The organism is Amycolatopsis eburnea, from assembly GCF_003937945.1.
Lineage (GTDB): Bacteria > Actinomycetota > Actinomycetes > Mycobacteriales > Pseudonocardiaceae > Amycolatopsis > Amycolatopsis eburnea.
Map to the genome: position 1 here is coordinate 1 of NZ_RSEC01000011.1, position 16,928 is coordinate 16,928.

Below are 16,928 nucleotides of genomic sequence, written 5' to 3' on the forward strand. Positions count from 1 at the left end.
ACTCGCCGACACCGAACGGGACGCGGTAGCGGTCGCGGATCGGCCGCGGCCGCCACGCCTGCTGGACGTCGAAGGTCATCGGGTCGCCCGGGATACCGAGCAGCTCCAGCAGCGACGGGTTGGACAGCAGCGGCTCCTCCTCCGCCGTTTCCTGGCCACCTGAACTCCCCAGGCGATACGGGGAAATCCGGCGGGCCAGCGTTTCCGCTTCCACGACGCTCAACGTGTCCGGCCGGCCGAACCACTCCACGCCGCCGGCGCTGCGGGCCCCCATCCGATCCGCTTCCACCACCAGCCGGAGACCGCGGCGGGCGGCGAGGTTGCCGATCGACTCCGAAAGGTCGATCAACGTCACTCCCACCAGCCCCTCTTCGAGGATGATCTGCTCTTCGCGAGTGACCTCGGCGTCGTCGATGACGATCACCAAGTGCGGTTGATCCGGCGCCGGGGTCGCGTTGCGAGAAAAGCGCTGCCGGTCACGCAGTTCTTCGTCGAGCCAATCCTCGATCTGCGCGAGGGAACCGGCCATCATCCGCAGCTGCCCGATGCCGTCGGAGAGCGTCGGGTGCTGCACGTGCGGCAGCCACTTCGCCCACTCCCACTCCCCCTTCGCGCGCCCGGCGGTCGCGACGGCGATCAGCACGTCGTCGGGGCTGTGGAAGGAAACGATCTGCGCGAGCATCGCGCGGACCAGGCCCCGCGTCAGTTCGAGGTCCCCTTGCAGGCACACCGCGGCGAAGCCCCGCAACGCGATCTGGGTCGGCAGGTCCGGCACGATCGAGTGCGCCCGGACGAATCGGCGCAACGCCAAGGTCGAGATCGGCTCCAGCTCGTCGACCGGGCCCGTCTGCGGCGGTACGAGGCGTGTGGCCAGCCGGTGCGAACTCCGTCCCACGCGCAGGTGCAGGAAATCCGAGTCGTTCGGCCGCCGCTCCCACATCCGGCGGCTCGCCGCGAGCGACCACAGCGACTGCGGATCCGGGTGCACCCATTCCAGGGCGGCGCGCTGGTCGACCATCGCCTCGCGGGCACGGTCGCGCATCTGCCCCAGGTAGCGCAGGTAGTCCTTGCGGTCCTCGTCCATCTCGGCGCGCTTGGCACCGCCGCCCTTGCCACCGCCACCGGCCATCATCCCGAGCGTCCCGACGACCGTCGTCGCACCCAGGGCGATCGTCAGCGGGTTGCGCTGGCTGGCGGTGAACAAGAAGACCAGCAACCCCAGCGACGCCACGATCATCACGACCGGAAGCGCCTTCAGCACGATGTTGCCGGGGATGACCCGGGGCACCTCGGGCGGCGGTTCGAGGTGGACTTCACCGCCCGGCGGCCGCGGCGCAGACAACCGGGGCGACCGCTTGAACTGGAGAGTACTCATCGAAGTCAGACGGTTCCGGCGCCGAGCCGAAAGGCCGAAACGAGGAAGAAGATGCCGCCGAGCACGGCGTAGCCCCCGATGGTGACGAGCGAAGCCCCGTCCCGCCCGGCCTGCAGGATGAACGACGTACCGGCGACGACCGAGAGGGCGCCGCTGAGGATCATCGGCCACTGGCCACCGAGCCGGCGGCGGCTCAGGCCGACCGCGAGCTGCACCAGGCCCGAAACGACGGCCCAGCTGCCCCACACGCGGAGGACGCCGGGGATACCGGAGGTCGCCGCGACGGCCACCCCGGCCGCGGCCAGCGAGCTGACCGCGACGTTGACGTACAGCGCCAGCACCGAGTTGGTCGCCTTCGCCGCCCGCGCGTCGACGATCGCCGCGACGACGTCGAACAGCGGGTAGAGCACCAGCAGCGTCCCGGCCGCCGGCCCGAGGTCCGACGCGGTGGCGATCAGCAGCGCGGCCCAGACGAGGGCGAAGGCGAAGCGAGTGAAGTACAACCGCCTCAGCGACGGTGCGAGGGCACTGGAGGCGGTGCTCAAGGCGGTCTCCTTCGGTGAGCAGGCCCGCCGACGCGGAGCCCGGATCCCCTTGTATGGAGCGATCAGTACACGACTCACCGTAGCGACCGCCCTGGCTCTCGTCAAGACCGAACGTTCTACCCCGGAAGCGGGGTCACTTGCCCGCGGCGGCGAGGCGGTGCTGCAGGATCCCGTCGACACCCTGGCGGAACGTGTCGCAGACTTCGGCGGGATCCGACAGGCAGCCCGCCGCCATCGCGCCGTCGCGCAGCATCACGAAGTGCCGCCCCGCGGGCTCCGGCGGAGCCTCGCCCACCTGCGCGAGCAGATCGGTGATCGTGCGGAAGAACCACTCGCGATGCGCAAGGACGGCCCGGTGCACGGGGTGGGCGGGGTCCGGGTACTCCGCCACCGCGTTGAGGAAGGCGCAGCCCCGGAAGTGGGCCGACCCGATGCCGTCGGCGATCGACTTGGCGATCGCCCGCAAGCCGTCGGCCGCCGGCAGACCACCGGCGATGACCTTGTCGATCCCTTCGCGCTCCATCTCGTGGACGCCCTCCAGGTACGCGACGACGAGGTCGCCCTTGCTCGGGAAGTGCCGGTACAGCGTGGCGCGGGTGACCTTCGCCTCCGCGACGATCCGGTCGATCCCCACGGAGTGCAGGCCCTCGGCGTAGAAGATCCGCGTGGCCGTCGCGAGCAGCCTCGCCCGCGCTTCGGAGACCTGACCTCGAGCGTTATGCACCATCTCTCGAGCGTAGCAGATAGAACGGTCGGTATCACTACTCCAAGTCACATTCTTGCGATGTAGCGCGCACATTGGAGTGAGCGCTACATTCAAAGAGGAGAACGTTCGGTACTCCCTGCCACACCGAAGGACACCCATGCCCCACACTCCAGGCGACGCTCGATCCCTCGCCGACGCCCACCGCGCGCTGCGCACCGCCGTGCCGGACCGCCAAGTGCACTCATCCGGCCCGGGATACGCCGACGGCGTCGCCTTGTGGAACGGCGCCGTGAACCACCGGCCCGCCCTCGTGCTGACCTGCACCACCACCGACGACGTCGTGCTCGGCGTGCGGACCGCCCGCGAGTTCGGCCTGCCGCTCTCCGTCCGCTCCCGCGGCCACGACTGGGCCGGGCGCGCCCTGGCCGACGGGGGCCTGACCCTGGACGTGCGGCCGTTGAGCGGCGTCCGGGTCGACCCCGCCACCCGGACCGCCGAGGTCGGGGGCGGCGCGTCCGCCAACCACCTGCTGGCCGCGGCCGGCGAGCACGGTTTCGTGGGCGCGACCGGCACCATCGGCACGGTCGGGGTCGCCGGGCTCACCCTCGGCGGCGGCTACGGACCACTGGCCGGGCGGATCGGTCTCGCCGCGGACAACCTGCTGGCCGCCGAAGTCGTCACGGCCGACGGATCGGTCGTGCGCACGGACGCCCGACACGACCCGGACCTGCTGTGGGCCCTGCGCGGCGGCGGGGGCAACTTCGGCGTCGTCACGTCGATGACCGTCCGGCTGCACGCCGTGCCGGCGGTGGTGACCGGTCTGGTGCTCTACCCATGGCACCAGGCCGGCCAGGTGCTGGCGCGGGTGCGCGAGGCGCAGCACGAGGCGCCCGACGACCTGACGATCCAAACCGGCGTGATCGCCGCACCGGACGGTTCGCCCGCGTTGCTGGTGCTGCCGACCTGGTCCGGCGACGTCGTCACCGGCGAGGACCCGTCGGGGCCGGTGATGGCGCTGACCCGCCTCGGCGATCCCCTGCTCGCCCAGCTGGACACCGTTCCCCACGCGACCGCGCTCGCCGGGCGGGACGCGATGTTCCCCGACGGCAGGCACGTCACCATCCGGACCCGCTCGGTGCCCGCGCTCGACGAGGCCGTCGCCGACGTCGTCGAGCGGTTCGGCGGCCGGCTGCCGACGCCGCAGTCCGGGATCAGCCTGCACCACTTCCACGGCGCCGCGGCGCGGGTCGCCGCCGCCGACACCGCGTTCAGCCTCCGCCGGCCGCACCTCATGGCCGAGATCCTCGGCATCGGGGAGGACACCGGCGGCTGGGCCGATGCGGCGTCGGCCGCGCTGGCCGAGCACGCCTTCCCCGGCGGGTACGCCAACCTGCTCGGCCCGGACGCGACCGACCAGATCCCCCACGTCCACGGAGACAACCTGCCGCGGCTGCGGCGCGTCAAGGCCGCCGTCGACCCCGACGGCGTGTTCGCCGCGACGCCGTTGCCGATGAGCTGACCGCACCGGGCCGGTCCCTGGTCAGGAGGCGCTCCAGCCTCCGTCCAGGACCAGCTCGGTCCCGCTGACCGACGCGGCTTCGGGCGAGCACAGGTACGCCACCGCGCCGGCGACCTCGCCCGGCTCGATCAGCCGCTTGACCGCCGACCTCGCCAGCAGCACTTCCGACAGCACCTCGCCGGTGCTCAGCCCGTGGACGGCCGCCTGGTCCGCCAGCTGGTTTTCGACCAGCGGGGTGCGCACGTACCCGGGGCACACGCAGTTGCTGGTGACGCCGTGGGCAGCGCCTTCCAGCGCGAGCACTTTGGACAGTCCCAGCAGGCCGTGCTTGGCACTGACGTAGGCGGACTTGTACGCGCTGGCCCGCAGGCCGTGGATGCTCGAGATGTGCACGATCCGGCCCCAGCCGCGCGCGTACATGCCCGGCAGCACGGCGCGGCTGAGCACGAACGGCGCCACCAGCATCAGCCGGGTCATGGCCGCGAACCGCTCGGGCTCGAAGCGCTCGACGGGCGCGACGTGCTGGACCCCGGCGTTGTTCACCAGGATGTCGGCGTCGAACGCCCGCTCGGCGAGGACACCGGTCTCGCTCAGGTCGATCGACAGTGCTTCGCCGCCGATTCCCGCGGCCGCCCGCGCCGCCCCCTCGGCGTCGATGTCGCACACCACAACGTGGGCGCCGAGTCCGGCGAGCCGGGTGGCCACGGCCAGGCCGATCCCGCTCGCCGCGCCGGTGACGAGGGCGCGGCGGCCCGAGAGGCTCACGACTTCGGCGCGGCGAACGGGTTGGCGTCCGCGTGGTGGTGCCCCCACTCGTCCGAGCGCCCGAAGTCGTGCGGCACCCAGTCGTCGCCGACTTCGATGCCGCCGCAACCGATCTCCAGGTGGAACCCGCTCGGATTCCGGACGTAGAAGGAGATCGCCTTGTCGTTCATGTGCCGGCCGAGGCTGATCGAGATCGGCACGTCGTGGGCCTGGGCCCGGTCGTAGGCCCGCCCGACGTCGTCGATCGAGCCGTGTTCGAGCTCCAGGTGGTGGATCGACGCGGTTTCCGCGTTCGCGAGCGCGATGCTGTGGTGGGTCCGGTTGCAGCGGAAGAAGAACAGACCCGGCGCGCGGTAGTCGGTCAGCTTGAACTCGAGCACCGATTCGTAGAGCTCGCGCAGTTCCCCGAGCTTGGGGCTGGCCAGCACGAGGTGTCCCAAGCCGGTGACGCCCGGGCCACCGGCCGGGCGTTCGACGCCGAGGCGTACCTTCGCTTCGCCGACCGCCAGCTCCACGCGGTAGCCGACCGGGTCGGTGAACCAGCGCAGCCGCGTGGCGCCGCGCAGTTCCTTCTCCTCGGTTGAGCCGTCCGCGACGGCGAACCCGGCGTCGGTGAGCCGCTGGGTCAGCCGGTCCAGCTCGCTCGGCGAGTCGACGATCCAGCCCAGCTCGCGCGGACGGTCCTCAGTGGACGGATGAAGGGCGAGGCGGTACTTGAACTCGTCGAGCTCGGCGAGGACGACCTCGTCAGCGCCGGACTTGGCGTGCGTGACGCCGACACCCAGCGTGCGCACGAGCAGGTCCGTCCACGCGTCGACGTCGGTGACCTCGATGCCGACGTAGCCCAGCTTCCTGATTCCCACGGTGGTCATCCCTCCGCCGCGGCGGCCTCGCCACCCTGCAGGAACTCGCGGACGATGTGGTTGAACTCGGGCGCGCGCTCGTACTGGACCCAGTGCCGGCAGTGCGGCAGCACCCGCAGCTCCGCGTTCGGGATGCCCTCGAGGATCTTGGGCGCCCAGGTCAGCGGCACGGTCTGGTCCTCCCGGCCCCACACGAGCAAAGTGGGGGCGGCGATGCGTCCCAGGTCGGGCGTCAGGTCCCCGAAGTTCGGCGGGATCGGCAGCTCGGGGTGCGCGCGCAGGCTCGATTCGTAGCGCTCGTCGATGAGCGCTTCGGTCGCCAGCGACTCGTCGTACACCATCAGGCGCACGAACTCGGCCATCGCGTCGCGCGACGGCTTTTCCGCGGCCATGTAACCGAAAAGGCGTTCGAGGCCGACGGGCCAGGGCGGCGCGTCCGTCGGCAGGACCCCGCCCGGCGCCATGAGCACGAGCCGATCCACGCGCTCCGGGTAGCGCATCGCGATCCGCATGGCCACGGCGCCGCCGTAGGAGTTGCCGACCAGATGGGCCCGCTCGATCCCGAGCGCCGTCATCGCGCGGCACACGCGATCGGCGGCGTGGAAGATCAGCGGCTCGTCGGTCTCGGGCCGCGGGGACTCGCCCCAGCCCGGCAGGTCGACCACGACGTTCCGGTGGTCGGCGAAGGCGGCCAAGTTGCCGCCGAAGTTGCTCATCCCGGTGGCGCCCGGCCCCGAGCCGTGCAGCCACACGACCGGGCTGCCCGAACCGGCCTCGGTGTAGGCCAGGCGCGCGTCACCGACATCCAGAGTGCTCGTCACTGTGCCGCCTCATTCGTTGTATGTAGCGCTCACTATACAGCGGACAGCGGTGTTATCAAGGCCGTTCGGGCGTGGTCAGCGTTTGCGCTTCGGCGCCCGCTGGTCCGCAAGGCCGCGGATCAGGGCGACGAACGGGGCGACCTGCGAGCGGTAGCTCATGCCGTCGAAGCTGTTGGTCACCGAAAGCCCGTCCGTCAAGGCACGCCCGAGGACGGCCAACTGCTGGACGAGGGCTTCGTTGTTCTTGCCGCCGTTGGGGGCGAAGATCGGGGTGAGCGCGGCCACCCAGGAGGCATGGGCGTAGTCGCGGATGCGGCGCACGGTCGCCTGCACCGCCTCGGCGTCCTTCTGCGGGCCGACGCTGATGGCGACCAGCAGCTGCAAGTAGTCCGGCCGCCGGTCGAGGGAATCGCAGGCCGCGGAGAACCACGCTTCGAGGCGGTCGAGCGGCGCCAGCTCGTCGAACGACGACGGGTTCGGGAACAACGCGTGCAGCTCGTCGAAGGTCCGCTCCAGCAGCGCCGCCAGGACGCCGAGCTTGTTGCCAAAGTGGTAGTAGATCGAGCTCGGCGGCAGCCCGGACTGGGCACTCAGGTCGGAAATGGCCATGCCGTCGTAGCCCTTTTCCCCGACGAGGGCGCGAGCCGCGTTGAGGATGACCTGCCGGCTGCTCAACCCGGCGGCCGTCGTCGATGCGGAGCTGGAATCCCTCGCCATGCGGCCATGATAGGTCCGCGACACCCTTTCTCCCCCACCGGGCGCGCCGGGCCGGCGGACTTCGCCGGCCCGGCCGCGCGGCTCAGGCAACGGTCGCGTCGACGGTCACCGGGATGTTGCCGCGCGTCGCGTTGGAGTACGGGCAGATCGCGTGGGCGCCTTCGACGAGCTGGTCGGCGGTCGCCTGGTCCACACCGGACAGTTCGGCGTGCAGCGCCGCGCTGAGCGTGAACCCGCCTTCGGGTGTCGTGTGCACCTGCACCTCCGCGACGACGGCGGAGTCGGTGACCTTGACCTTCCGCTGCGCCGCGACGGCCTTCAGGGCCGAGTGGAAGCACGAGGCCCAGCCTGCCGCGAACAGCTGCTCCGGGTTGGTCGCACCACCGGGGCCGCCCATCTCCTTGGGGATCGCCAGGGAGATGTCGAGCAGGCCGTCGTCGGTCCGCGCCTGCCCTCCCGCGCGGCCGTCGCCGGTCGAAGTGGCGATGCCGAGATACAGGGGCTTGGTCATGGCGGGAGTCCTTTCTCGATCGCGGACGACTCCGCGATACCGAACGTTCTATCCCGTTCACTATGGACCGCAGAGCTCCACCAAGTCAAGACCGAACGTTCTATCTGAACCATGCTATAGTGATCGTTACATACAACGGCGAAAGGTAGCCCCGTGACACGGCAACGCTGGTCCTTCGCGGACATCCCCGCCCAGCACGGCCGGACCGCCCTCGTCACCGGCGCCAGCACCGGGCTGGGCTTCGCGATCGCGGACGCGCTCGCGCGCCGCGGCGCCGACGTCGTACTGGCCTGCCGCGACGCCGGCCGGGCGGCCGCGGCGGCCGACCGGATCTGGGCCGGCTCGCCCGGCGCCGTCGTACGCACCCTGCTGGTGGACTTCGCCTCGCTCGCGTCGGTCCGTGCCGCCGCGCGCCGGCTGTACGACGAGTACGACCACCTCGACCTGCTCGTGAACAACGTCGGCGGCTTCCGCTTGCGGTACACGGTCACCGAAGACGGCTTCGAGTCGACCATCGCCGTGAACCACCTCGGCCCCTTCGCGTTCACCGGCCTGGTGCTGGACCTGCTGACCGGCACCCCCGGGTCGCGGGTGGTGACGGTGGGCAGCAACGGGCACCGGCAGGGCCGGATCGACCCGGCCCGCCTCGACCCCGAGCCCGGCCCCGCCTACCGGTTCATGGCGGCCTACAACCGGGCCAAGCTGGCGAACCTGCTGTTCGCCCACGAACTCGACCGCCGCCTGCGGGCCACCGGGACCCCGACGATCGCGGTGGCCGGGCATCCCGGCCTCGCCCGGACCGAGGGCGGGCGCGAGATGAACGCGCTCATCCGGGCCGCGCTCAACCCCAAGGTGAACCCGCTTGCGCTCGCCGTCTCCCAGAGCGCGGCGAAGGGCGCGCTGGGGCCGCTCCGGGCCGCCACCGACCCGCACGCCCGGGGCGGCGACTACTTCGGCCCGCGAGGACGCACCGGCTACCCCGAACTGGTCACCGCCAGCGTGCTGTCCCACGACGCCGACCTGCGGCAACGACTGTGGGAGGCGTCCGAAGAACTCACCGGCGTCACTTATCTTCCCATCCAGGAAAGCGAGGAAAGCAGTTGAAGACGACCAGCACAGTGGCCCGCGGCATCGCCGCCACCGCACTGACGGTGGCCGGGACGATGACGCTGACCGTTCCCCCGGCCATGGCCGCCGAATTCCCCGCGCCTGCCGCGCTTGCGGCGAGCGGCTCGCTCGGCCGGCTCGGCGCGCTAACCGACCTGGTCGTCGAACGCCTGCGTGTGGGCGACGACGTGGCGGCGGCCAAGTTCGGCACCGGCTCGCCGATCGACGACCCAGCCCGGGAGGAGCAGGTGCTGAACCAGGTCCGCGAGCAGGCCAGCGCCCTCGGCCTGGCCCCGGACGCGGCGGCAGCGTTCTTCCGCGACCAGATCACCGCGAGCAAGGTCGTGCAGCGCGGCCTGTTCGCCCGCTGGACGGCGCACCCCGGGCAGGCCCCGACCACCCGTCCGGACCTGGGAGAAATCCGCACGCAGCTCGACCGGCTGACCACGGAGCTGCTCGCGCAGCTGAAGGCCACTGTGGACGTACGCGCCGGCCGGATCCCGTGCACCGTCCAGCTGAAGCTGGCCAACGGCTCGGCGGTCGTCCTGGACCGGCTCGACGCGCTGCACCGCCAGGCGCTTGGCATCGCCGTGCACTCGGTGTGCGCGGTCAGCCCGGCGTAGCCGGCTGCCGCAACGTCCGCGACAACCCCAGTGCGGCGGTGCGCACGGCCGGGCGAGGTGGGCGGGGCGGAACTGCTCGCGCGGGACCGCCACCGACAGCGCCGCGCCGGCGGTCGCGCCCGCAAACACCGGGGCCACGATGCAGCTGACGCCGGGCGCCGCTGCCTGCTCCTCGTGGGCGAGCCTGGACACCTGGACTGCTCCAGCGCCGTCCGCAACCGGACCGGGTCGGTGATCGAGAAGGGTGTCAGGCTCGGCATGGGATCGGCAAGGACCACGTCGGCCAGCTCGGGGCCGGAGAACGCGAGCGGCGCCTTGCCGATCGCCGTGCACGTCAACGGCAGCCTGTCGCCGATCCGGGACGGCAGCGGAACGGCGTCGTAGCCCCAATGCGTTCGAGGTACACGACGTCGCGGTCGTCGCGAATTCCGAAGTAGACGGTCTGGCGGGCTCGCCCCGGCTACCGGGCAATCAGCTCGGCGAAGCGTTCCGGGCTGACGTTCCCGCCGCTGAGGATCACCCCGACCCGGCCGCGCGCGGCCACCTGACCGCTCAGCACCGCGGCCAGGCCGGTCGCGCCGCTGGGCTCTAGGACGAGCTTGAGGCGCTCGAACGCGAACCGCATCGCCTCGCGCACCGCGTCGTCGGACACCAGGGCGATGTCGTCGACCAGCTCACGGTTGATCGAGAAGGTCAGCTCGCCTGGGATCGACGCGGCTTGGCCGTCGGCGATGGTGCGCGGGACGGGGATCGAGACCCGCTCGCCCGCTTCGAGGGAACGCTTGGTGTCGTCACCGTCCTCGGGCTCGGCACCGAGGACGCGGATACCCGGCCGCAGCGCCTTCGCCGCGGTCGAGCTGCCCGCGATCAGGCCCCCGCCGCCGACCGGGACCACCAAGGTGTCCACCGGACCGGCGTCTTCGAGCAGCTCCAGCGCGGCGGTGCCCTGGCCGGCGATGACGTGCGGGTGTTCGTACGGCGGGATCAGCGCCAGTCCCCGGTCGGCCGCCAGCGCTTCGCCGAGCGCGACCCGGTCGCCGGTGTAGCGGTCGTAGGTGACGATCTCGGCGCCGTAGCCGCGGGTGGCGTCCACTTTGGACTGCGGGGTGTCCTCGGGGACGAGGATGACCGCGCTGCTGCCGAGCTCGCGGGCGGCGAGCGCGACGGCTTGCGCGTGGTTGCCCGACGAGTACGCGGCGATCCCCTTGGCCAGCTGCTCCGGCGAGAGCCGGGAGGCGGCGTTGTAGGCGCCGCGGAACTTGAAGGCGCCGATGCGCTGGAGGTTCTCGCACTTCAGCAGCACTTCGGCACCGACGAGGTCGTCCATGGTCCGCGAGCGCACGACCGGGGTCCGGTGGGCGACGCCGGCCAGCCGGGCGGCGGCGTCGCGGATGTCATCGAGGGTCACGGGCGGGGTCATGAGGCTCCTTCGGCGCGGATTTCGGCGAGGTAGGTGTAGGCGGAGGCGCGGGAGATGCCGATCCGGGCGGCGACCTGGGGCACCGCCCGCCGGACGGCGAAGACGCCGCGCTGGTGCAAGCTGCGGAAGAGGTCGAGGCGCTCGTCCCGGCTCAGCGCGGCCCACGGCTTGTTCAGGCGCAGCTGGTGTTCGTCGACGATCGCGTCCACAACGGCGTCGACGTCGTCACCGAAGGTCGTGGTGGGCGCGTCCGCGGTCGTCCCTACCTCGGCGAGCTCGCCGACGAGGGTCCGCAGCTGCCCCAACGCCGTCACGTCGAGGTTCACGCACAGCGCGCCGAAGACCGCGCCCGCGCTGTCGCGCACCAGCATCGTCGAGGACTTCACGAGCTTCCCGGACGCGGTGCGCGTGACGTAGTTCAGCTGGTCCTCGGCGTCGTCCCCCCGCGCCAGCAAGCCCATGCCGATTTCGCTCATCGCCCCGCCGACACCGCGTCCGGTGACCGTGCCGGCGATCGCCACGACCGAGGCGTCGGGGCGGCGGAAGTCGTGCACGACGACTTCGCAGAACGAGCCCAGGGTCGCCGCGATGCCGTCGGCCACCGGAGCCAGCGCGGCGAGGATGGCATCCCGCTCAGACATCGCGCACCCGGGCGAGCGCTTCGACTTCGACGACCCCGCCGTAGGGCAGCGATGCGGCGCCGATGCAACTGCGGGCCGGCCGGGGCTCGGCGAAGAACTCTTCGTAGACGCGGTTGAGGCTCGAGCGGTCGGCGACGTCGGTCAGGTAGGCGACGACCTTGACCACGTCCGCGCGGCCCGCCCCGACCGACTGCAGGGCGGCGTCGAGGTTGGCGAACGCCTGGGCACATTCGGCCTCGAAACCGCCGGGCACGAGCGCGCCGGTCGCGGTCACGCCGAGCCGCCCGGACACCGCGACGAGGTCACCGCTGCGGAAGGCGGCGGGATACGGGTGTTCGTTGCTCACCAGACAGACTGTACAGGGCTTGGACAGACAGTCCAGATGACGCCCGTCACCTCACCGCGGCGCCCACCGGCAGGCCGAAGAAGGTGCCGACCAGATCGGCGGCGTCGGATTCGCGGCTGGTCTTGCCGAGGACTGCCGGGTTCTTGGCCGGCCCGGGAACGGTGTGCCCGCCGCCGCGGATCGTGTAGAGCACCACGGGCGGCTTGCCCTCCTCGCGGTACTCCGAGCGTTCGACCTCGGTGGCGGCGCCGGCCGGGGCCGGTTCACGCGTGACGACTGGCGCGGCGGTGATGCCGTTGCGTTCGGCGAAGTACCGCGCGGTCCGGGGCGCCGACCAGCTCGTCCCGCCGACCTTGAACAGCCGCTGCTTCCACCAGCTCATCGGGCCGCCGCCGTAGGCGACAATCGGATCCTTCGTGCCGTGGAAGAACACCACCGGCAACGGCGCGGGCGGGGTGTCCGTGGCGAGGAAGCTCTCCGGCGCGGGCATGGTCGCGGCGACCACCGCCGCGCCGGCGAGCAGGCCGGGCGCCTCGTGGACAAGCCGCATGACCAGCTGGCCGCCGTTGGAGTAACCGATCGCGAACACCCGGTCCGGGTCGATCCGGTACTCCCCGGCCAGCTTGGTGATCACCGCCCGCGTGAAGGCGAGGTCGTCGACGCCGTCGCGCCGGGCGGGGAACCAGCTTTCCTTGCGGGCGTCGTTCCAGTTCCCGCGGTAGCCGTCGAGGTAGGCGACCACCGCGGAACCGGTGGCGGCGAACCGGTCGAAGGCCTGGCCGGTGAACGCGCGGTGCTTGTCGCCGGTCTGGCGGGAACCGTGGAAGACCAGGACGAGGGCACGGCCGGCTTGGTCGTTCGCGGGGCGGACGGTGGTGAACGTGCGGGTCGCCCCGGCGACGTCGACGTGGTCGCGGGTGGTGGTGAGCATGGCGGGCCCTTCGAATACGGATGAGCTATCCGTTTCACCGTAGCACAGGTGGATAAGTCATCCGGTTATCCTGGGCAGGTGACCACCACCCCGCTGCGCAAGGACGCCGCCCGCAACTGGGAGCGCATCGTCGCGACCGCCCGCCGCTACGTCGACGAGGGCAAGCCGCTGCAGCTCAACGACGTCGCCCGGGCGGCGGCCACCGGGGTGGCCACGGTCTACCGGCACTTCCCCACCCCGGAAGCGCTGCTGGAGACCGTGGCCGCGCCGGCACTGGAGGAGCTGGCCGAGCACGCCGAACGGGCACTGGCCTCGGCGGATCCGTGGTCCGCGTTGCACGAGTTCCTGGCCGCGGGGATCCAGGTGCAGCTGACCGACGCGGCGGTGCGGCCAGTGCTCGCCGCCGCCACCGATGCGCTCGAACGCACCACCGAGCTCAAGGACCGGGTCACTGGCCGGTTCGGCCGGCTCCTGGCGCACGCCCATGCCGCCGGCGCGATCGATCCCGGACTGTCCGAAGCGGACCTCACGTCGCTGATGTGCGGGATCGCCTACGCCGTGAACGTCCACCCGGCACTGGCCGCCACGGACCGCGCCGCCACCGGCCGGCGCTACCTGGACGTCCTGCTGACGGGCTTGCGCCGGCCCTGACTTCAGGCCGGCGGCCAGTTCCGCAGCGCGAGCTCCGCCACCCGCTGCAGCTCCTCCCGGGTCGCGCCGCCCGCCGCCTGCACGGCCAGGCCGTTCGCGATCGTCATGACGTAGCGGGCGATCAGCTCCGGCTCGGCGCCGGCGGGCAGATCACCCTCGTCGACGGCCCGCTGAAAGCGCTCGCGCAGGTGCTCCTGCCCCAGTGCGCGCCACGCGGCCAGGGTGTCGTGCGCGACCTGCCCAGTCGCGCCGACGGCCAGCGCGCCCTGCACCCCCAGGCAGCCGGCCGGCAAGCCGGGCCGGGTGTTGGCCCGGACCGAGCCGTTCAGGAACCGCGTCGCCACCTCGTGAGCGGTGGGCGCCTGCAGTGCTTCGACGATGTAGGCGCCGGGGCCTTCGGCGTAGCGCTGCAACGCCAGGCGGAAGAGGTCTTCCTTGTTGCCGAACGCCGCGTACATGCTCTTGCGGGAGATGCCCATGGCCTCGGTCAGATCGGTCAGGCTGGCGCCGTCGTAGCCCTGCTCCCAGAAGACCACCATGGCCTTCTGCACGGCCGCTTCGGCGTCGAACGCCCGCGGCCGGCCCACCCGCGCCTTGTTCACCACCGCATCCTACCGCTTCTGCACCGATCGGTGCAGAAGCTGCTACGGTCGACTTCGGCACCGATCGGTGCACAATTACCGGAGGTCGAAAATGCTGAGACTGGAAGGCACAACCGCGGTCGTGACCGGGGGCGGTACGCGCGGGATCGGCCGGGCCACCGCCGCCCGGCTGGTCGCCGAGGGCGCACACGTGTTCATCACCGGGCGGCGCAAGACCGAACTGGACGAGGCGGTGGAGGTGATCGGCGGGACCGTGACCGCGGTGCCGGGCGACATCACGGACCCGGCCGACCTGGATCGCCTCTACGAGCAGGTCGCGGCTCGCGGCCAGGGCCTGGACGTACTGTTCGCCAACGCGGCCACGGCCTCGTTCGCCACCATCGAGACGATCACCGCCCAGGACCTCGACCAGGTCTTCGACGTCAACGTCAAAGGCACCGTCTTCACCGTCCAGAAAGCGCTTCCGCTGCTCAACGAAGGCGCTTCGGTGATCATCAACGCCTCCACCGCGGCCGACCGCGGCACCGCGGGCTTCGGCGCCTACGCGGCGTCCAAGGCGGCCCTGCGGACGTTCACCCGCGCCTGGGCGAACGAACTGAAGGACCGCGGGATCCGGGTCAACGCCATCTCCCCCGGCCCGATCGACACCTCCGGGATGACCGAACTCGTGGGCGAGGAGAACGCGCCGGCGTTCAAGGCGGCCGAAGCGGCCCGGATCGCCATCGGACGGCTCGGGCGCGTCGAGGAGGTCGCGGCCGCGGTAGCCTTCCTGGCTTCGCCCGACAGCAGCTTCATGCTGGGCGCCAACGTGTACGTCGACGGCGGTGAAAACCAGATCTGAGCCCAGACCGGGGCGGCGGGCCGGCCGCTGGCGGCCCGCCGCCGCGGCCGTCAGCGCGTCAGCCGCGCGCGGATGGTCGCGATCTGGAACGGCCGCAGCTCCAGCGTGATCGGCTCGTCCCCGGACCATGCCGGTTCACCCAGGTCCCGCTCGATCATCTTCGTCGGCGAACTCGTCCTCGGCGCGGGACTGGGCGCGTTCTTCGCCGTCGAACTCGCCCTGATCGCCGACGTGCTGCCCAGCGCGGAAACCGCAGGCAAGGACCTGGGAGTGGCGAACCTCGCGCAGTCCCCGTCGCAGTCACTCATCCCCGTCGCGGCGCCCGCGCTGATCGCGTCCTTCGGCTACCTGGGCCTGTTCCTCGGCGGCGCGGTCTTCGGGGTGCTCGGCGCGATCAGCGTGACCCGCGTGCAGAAGGTCCGTTGAGGACGGTGCAGGCAGCGGCCCGTTCGTCGTGTCCGCGCGGAACGCTTCGAGCAGGGACGCCCCGAGCCGCCGGGACGCCGCCGCGTCGGACGGCAACGCGGTCACCAAGCCACCGTGCGCAGCGAAGACGACCACCAGGCCGGAAGGGTGGAAGTCGGCACGCAAAACGCCTGCTCCCTGCGCGCGGCGGACCAGGGTCGCGAGCTCCCGGTCCGCACGGCCGCGCAAACGCGCGTGAGCCACTGCGTCGTCCGGGAACGCCGCCATGAACGCGGCCGGGAAGCCGCGCTCTTCCCGCTGCAGCTCGCAAACCGTCTCGATCAGCCGACGGAAGCCGCGCCACGGGTCGGGGTCGGCGTGGGCGTCGGCGAAGGCACGCGTACACGGCTTCGTCCCGCGAACTGGGCGCCGCGACAGCGCTCGACCACCGGACTGCCCAGCTAGCTGAGCTGGACCGCTTCGACGTCGTCCTGGACACCGTGGGCACCGACCTGCCGCACTTCCGCCGGCTGCTGGCCCCGAGCGGCCGCATGGTCACCATCGCCTTCGACCTGCGCCGGGCGGTCAGCTCGCTGGGCTACCCGGCGATGAGCGCGGTCCACGGCCGTGGCCGGGTGCGCGCATTCAGCGGCAACCCGAAGTGGGCGGACTTCGACGACCTCGCCGGCACGTGGCCGAAGGCAAGCTCCGTCCGGCGGTCAACGAGGTGTTTCCACTGGAGGAGACGGCGAGAGCGCACCAGGCATCGGAGGCCGGTGGCGTGCGGGGCAAGTACGTCGGGCGGGTCGGGTGAGACGCAACCGACGGTCTATGCGTAGCGTTCCCTACAACACCGGCTCCCGTTCCACCGAGGAGAACGCCATGCAGATCCTCTCCTTCAAGCCTGGGCACGACGGGGCCGCAGCGTTCGCCGCACAGGGCATCGACGCGTCGGTCTCGGACATCGCCCGGCGCGCCGGGATCGCCAAGGGCACCGTGTTCAGTCATTTCGCCACGAAGGAGGAGCTGATCGTCGCGGTCGTGGCGAACTACCTGGCGGAGCTCAAAGAGGTCGCGGAGCGACCGGTGAAAGCCCCGGACCTGTGCGCGGCGCTGCTGGAATTCCTGACGGTGGCAGGAGACCGCCGCCGGCAACGCGACCTGACGTTCCTCATGTCGGCCAGTGTCGACAACGCCACGGTCACGGAAATCCGGAACAGCCTGCACGCGGACGTGAGCGCGCTGGTCGACCGGGCACGTGCCGGCGGAACCATCCGTCACGACGCCACCGGCACCGACGTGTTCTTGTGATCTGCGCCCCGGTTCACGTCGTCGAGAACCTGCCCCGGGGCCCCGCGGACCTGTGGCTGCGCTACCTCACGATCATCTTCGACGGCCGGCGGGCGCCAGCCCGCTCCCGCGTCCGGCACCGGACTGGACCTAGGTGTAGTGACCATGGACGTTGTTGACGGTTGAGCGGCGCGTCGGGTTGATCACGACGAAGACCTCCGTGTGTGGTGCTGGTGTCTGAGGCCATCA

Annotated in this window: 20 protein-coding genes and 4 pseudogenes; 9 read left to right on the plus strand and 15 right to left on the minus strand. The window is 71.5% G+C overall.

Annotated elements, in window-relative coordinates:
• The 3 genes and pseudogenes from EIY87_RS03155 to EIY87_RS03165 all read right to left on the minus strand — a co-directional run.
• Positions 1 to 1,375: pseudogene (locus EIY87_RS03155) on the minus strand (type VII secretion protein EccC); the annotation flags it as partial.
• 5 nt (positions 1,376 to 1,380) lie between these two features.
• Positions 1,381 to 1,920 carry a hypothetical protein gene (locus tag EIY87_RS03160; RefSeq protein WP_125306132.1) on the minus strand — a complete coding sequence of 180 codons (540 nt, stop codon included), beginning with the start codon at positions 1,918 to 1,920 and terminating at the stop codon, positions 1,381 to 1,383.
• Between the two features lie 133 nt (positions 1,921 to 2,053).
• A complete protein-coding gene (locus EIY87_RS03165) occupies positions 2,054 to 2,647 on the minus strand; it encodes a TetR/AcrR family transcriptional regulator (RefSeq protein ID WP_125306133.1) in 594 nt (197 codons plus the stop codon).
• Between the two features lie 136 nt (positions 2,648 to 2,783).
• On the opposite strand from EIY87_RS03165, the gene EIY87_RS03170 reads away from it, so the two are divergent.
• Positions 2,784 to 4,145: an FAD-binding oxidoreductase gene (locus EIY87_RS03170; protein WP_125306134.1), complete on the plus strand. Its 1,362-nt coding sequence runs from the start codon at positions 2,784 to 2,786 to the stop codon at positions 4,143 to 4,145.
• A gap of 21 nt (positions 4,146 to 4,166) precedes the next feature.
• Here the strand turns inward: EIY87_RS03170 and EIY87_RS03175 are convergent, their stop codons facing one another.
• From EIY87_RS03175 to EIY87_RS03195, 5 genes are all read right to left on the minus strand, one after another.
• Positions 4,167 to 4,910 carry a 3-hydroxybutyrate dehydrogenase gene (locus EIY87_RS03175; protein WP_125306135.1) on the minus strand — a complete coding sequence of 248 codons (744 nt, stop codon included), beginning with the start codon at positions 4,908 to 4,910 and terminating at the stop codon, positions 4,167 to 4,169.
• Positions 4,907 to 5,782, minus strand: coding sequence for a VOC family protein (locus EIY87_RS03180; RefSeq protein WP_225439665.1), 876 nt, complete (start codon positions 5,780 to 5,782; stop codon positions 4,907 to 4,909). Before EIY87_RS03180 ends, EIY87_RS03175 begins: the two co-directional genes overlap by 4 nt.
• Positions 5,779 to 6,594, minus strand: coding sequence for an alpha/beta fold hydrolase (locus EIY87_RS03185; protein ID WP_125306136.1), 816 nt, complete (start codon positions 6,592 to 6,594; stop codon positions 5,779 to 5,781). The genes EIY87_RS03180 and EIY87_RS03185 overlap by 4 nt, the downstream gene beginning before the upstream one ends.
• 75 nt (positions 6,595 to 6,669) lie before the next feature.
• Positions 6,670 to 7,311, minus strand: a complete 642-nt coding sequence (locus EIY87_RS03190; RefSeq protein ID WP_125306137.1) for a TetR/AcrR family transcriptional regulator — start codon at positions 7,309 to 7,311, stop codon at positions 6,670 to 6,672.
• An 82-nt stretch (positions 7,312 to 7,393) separates the two neighbouring features.
• Positions 7,394 to 7,822, minus strand: coding sequence for an organic hydroperoxide resistance protein (locus tag EIY87_RS03195; RefSeq protein ID WP_125306138.1), 429 nt, complete (start codon positions 7,820 to 7,822; stop codon positions 7,394 to 7,396).
• 153 nt (positions 7,823 to 7,975) lie between these two features.
• Between EIY87_RS03195 and EIY87_RS03200 the strand changes: the two genes are divergently transcribed.
• Both EIY87_RS03200 and EIY87_RS03205 read left to right on the plus strand, forming a co-directional pair.
• Complete coding sequence (locus EIY87_RS03200; RefSeq protein ID WP_125306139.1) at positions 7,976 to 8,926, plus strand: oxidoreductase; 951 nt, start codon at positions 7,976 to 7,978, stop codon at positions 8,924 to 8,926.
• A complete protein-coding gene (locus EIY87_RS03205; RefSeq protein ID WP_225439666.1) occupies positions 8,923 to 9,552 on the plus strand; it encodes a chorismate mutase in 630 nt (209 codons plus the stop codon). The genes EIY87_RS03200 and EIY87_RS03205 overlap by 4 nt, the downstream gene beginning before the upstream one ends.
• A 242-nt stretch (positions 9,553 to 9,794) precedes the next feature.
• Here the strand turns inward: EIY87_RS03205 and EIY87_RS49225 are convergent.
• From EIY87_RS49225 to EIY87_RS03230, 5 genes and pseudogenes are all read right to left on the minus strand, one after another.
• A pseudogene (locus EIY87_RS49225) lies at positions 9,795 to 9,890 on the minus strand (hypothetical protein); the annotation flags it as partial.
• A 122-nt stretch (positions 9,891 to 10,012) separates the two neighbouring features.
• Positions 10,013 to 10,972, minus strand: a complete 960-nt coding sequence (locus EIY87_RS03215) for a threonine ammonia-lyase (RefSeq protein WP_125306140.1) — start codon at positions 10,970 to 10,972, stop codon at positions 10,013 to 10,015.
• Positions 10,969 to 11,613 carry a helix-turn-helix transcriptional regulator gene (locus tag EIY87_RS03220; RefSeq protein ID WP_125306141.1) on the minus strand — a complete coding sequence of 215 codons (645 nt, stop codon included), beginning with the start codon at positions 11,611 to 11,613 and terminating at the stop codon, positions 10,969 to 10,971. The genes EIY87_RS03215 and EIY87_RS03220 overlap by 4 nt, the downstream gene beginning before the upstream one ends.
• Positions 11,606 to 11,959 carry a RidA family protein gene (locus EIY87_RS03225; protein WP_125306142.1) on the minus strand — a complete coding sequence of 118 codons (354 nt, stop codon included), beginning with the start codon at positions 11,957 to 11,959 and terminating at the stop codon, positions 11,606 to 11,608. Before EIY87_RS03225 ends, EIY87_RS03220 begins: the two co-directional genes overlap by 8 nt.
• Positions 11,960 to 12,005: 46 nt before the next feature.
• Complete coding sequence (locus EIY87_RS03230) at positions 12,006 to 12,890, minus strand: alpha/beta hydrolase family esterase (RefSeq protein WP_125306143.1); 885 nt, start codon at positions 12,888 to 12,890, stop codon at positions 12,006 to 12,008.
• 78 nt (positions 12,891 to 12,968) lie between these two features.
• On the opposite strand from EIY87_RS03230, the gene EIY87_RS03235 reads away from it, so the two are divergent.
• Complete coding sequence (locus tag EIY87_RS03235; RefSeq protein ID WP_125306144.1) at positions 12,969 to 13,541, plus strand: TetR/AcrR family transcriptional regulator; 573 nt, start codon at positions 12,969 to 12,971, stop codon at positions 13,539 to 13,541.
• A 2-nt stretch (positions 13,542 to 13,543) separates the two neighbouring features.
• Here EIY87_RS03235 and EIY87_RS03240 read toward each other — a convergent pair whose 3' ends face one another.
• The gene (locus EIY87_RS03240; RefSeq protein ID WP_225439668.1) at positions 13,544 to 14,143 is read right to left on the minus strand and encodes a TetR/AcrR family transcriptional regulator; all 600 of its coding nucleotides are present in this window, start codon (positions 14,141 to 14,143) and stop codon (positions 13,544 to 13,546) included.
• 91 nt (positions 14,144 to 14,234) lie between these two features.
• Here EIY87_RS03240 and EIY87_RS03245 point away from each other — a divergent pair, with 91 nt between their 5' ends.
• Both EIY87_RS03245 and EIY87_RS03250 read left to right on the plus strand, forming a co-directional pair.
• Positions 14,235 to 14,984 carry an SDR family NAD(P)-dependent oxidoreductase gene (locus EIY87_RS03245; RefSeq protein ID WP_125306145.1) on the plus strand — a complete coding sequence of 250 codons (750 nt, stop codon included), beginning with the start codon at positions 14,235 to 14,237 and terminating at the stop codon, positions 14,982 to 14,984.
• 72 nt (positions 14,985 to 15,056) lie between these two features.
• Entirely contained in the window at positions 15,057 to 15,410 is a 354-nt protein-coding gene (locus tag EIY87_RS03250) for a hypothetical protein (RefSeq protein WP_191983928.1), read from the plus strand.
• Between the two features lie 123 nt (positions 15,411 to 15,533).
• Here the strand turns inward: EIY87_RS03250 and EIY87_RS49230 are convergent.
• Positions 15,534 to 15,827, minus strand: a pseudogene (locus tag EIY87_RS49230) (SbtR family transcriptional regulator); the annotation flags it as partial.
• Between the two features lie 32 nt (positions 15,828 to 15,859).
• Between EIY87_RS49230 and EIY87_RS49235 the strand changes: the two are divergent.
• The 3 genes and pseudogenes from EIY87_RS49235 to EIY87_RS03265 all read left to right on the plus strand — a co-directional run.
• Positions 15,860 to 15,919, plus strand: a pseudogene (locus tag EIY87_RS49235) (hypothetical protein); the annotation flags it as partial.
• A 131-nt stretch (positions 15,920 to 16,050) separates the two neighbouring features.
• Entirely contained in the window at positions 16,051 to 16,203 is a 153-nt protein-coding gene (locus EIY87_RS49240; protein WP_404800011.1) for a zinc-binding dehydrogenase, read from the plus strand.
• Positions 16,204 to 16,271: 68 nt separating this feature from the next.
• Positions 16,272 to 16,700: a TetR/AcrR family transcriptional regulator gene (locus EIY87_RS03265; protein WP_225439670.1), complete on the plus strand. Its 429-nt coding sequence runs from the start codon at positions 16,272 to 16,274 to the stop codon at positions 16,698 to 16,700.
• Positions 16,701 to 16,928 lie beyond the last annotated feature (228 nt).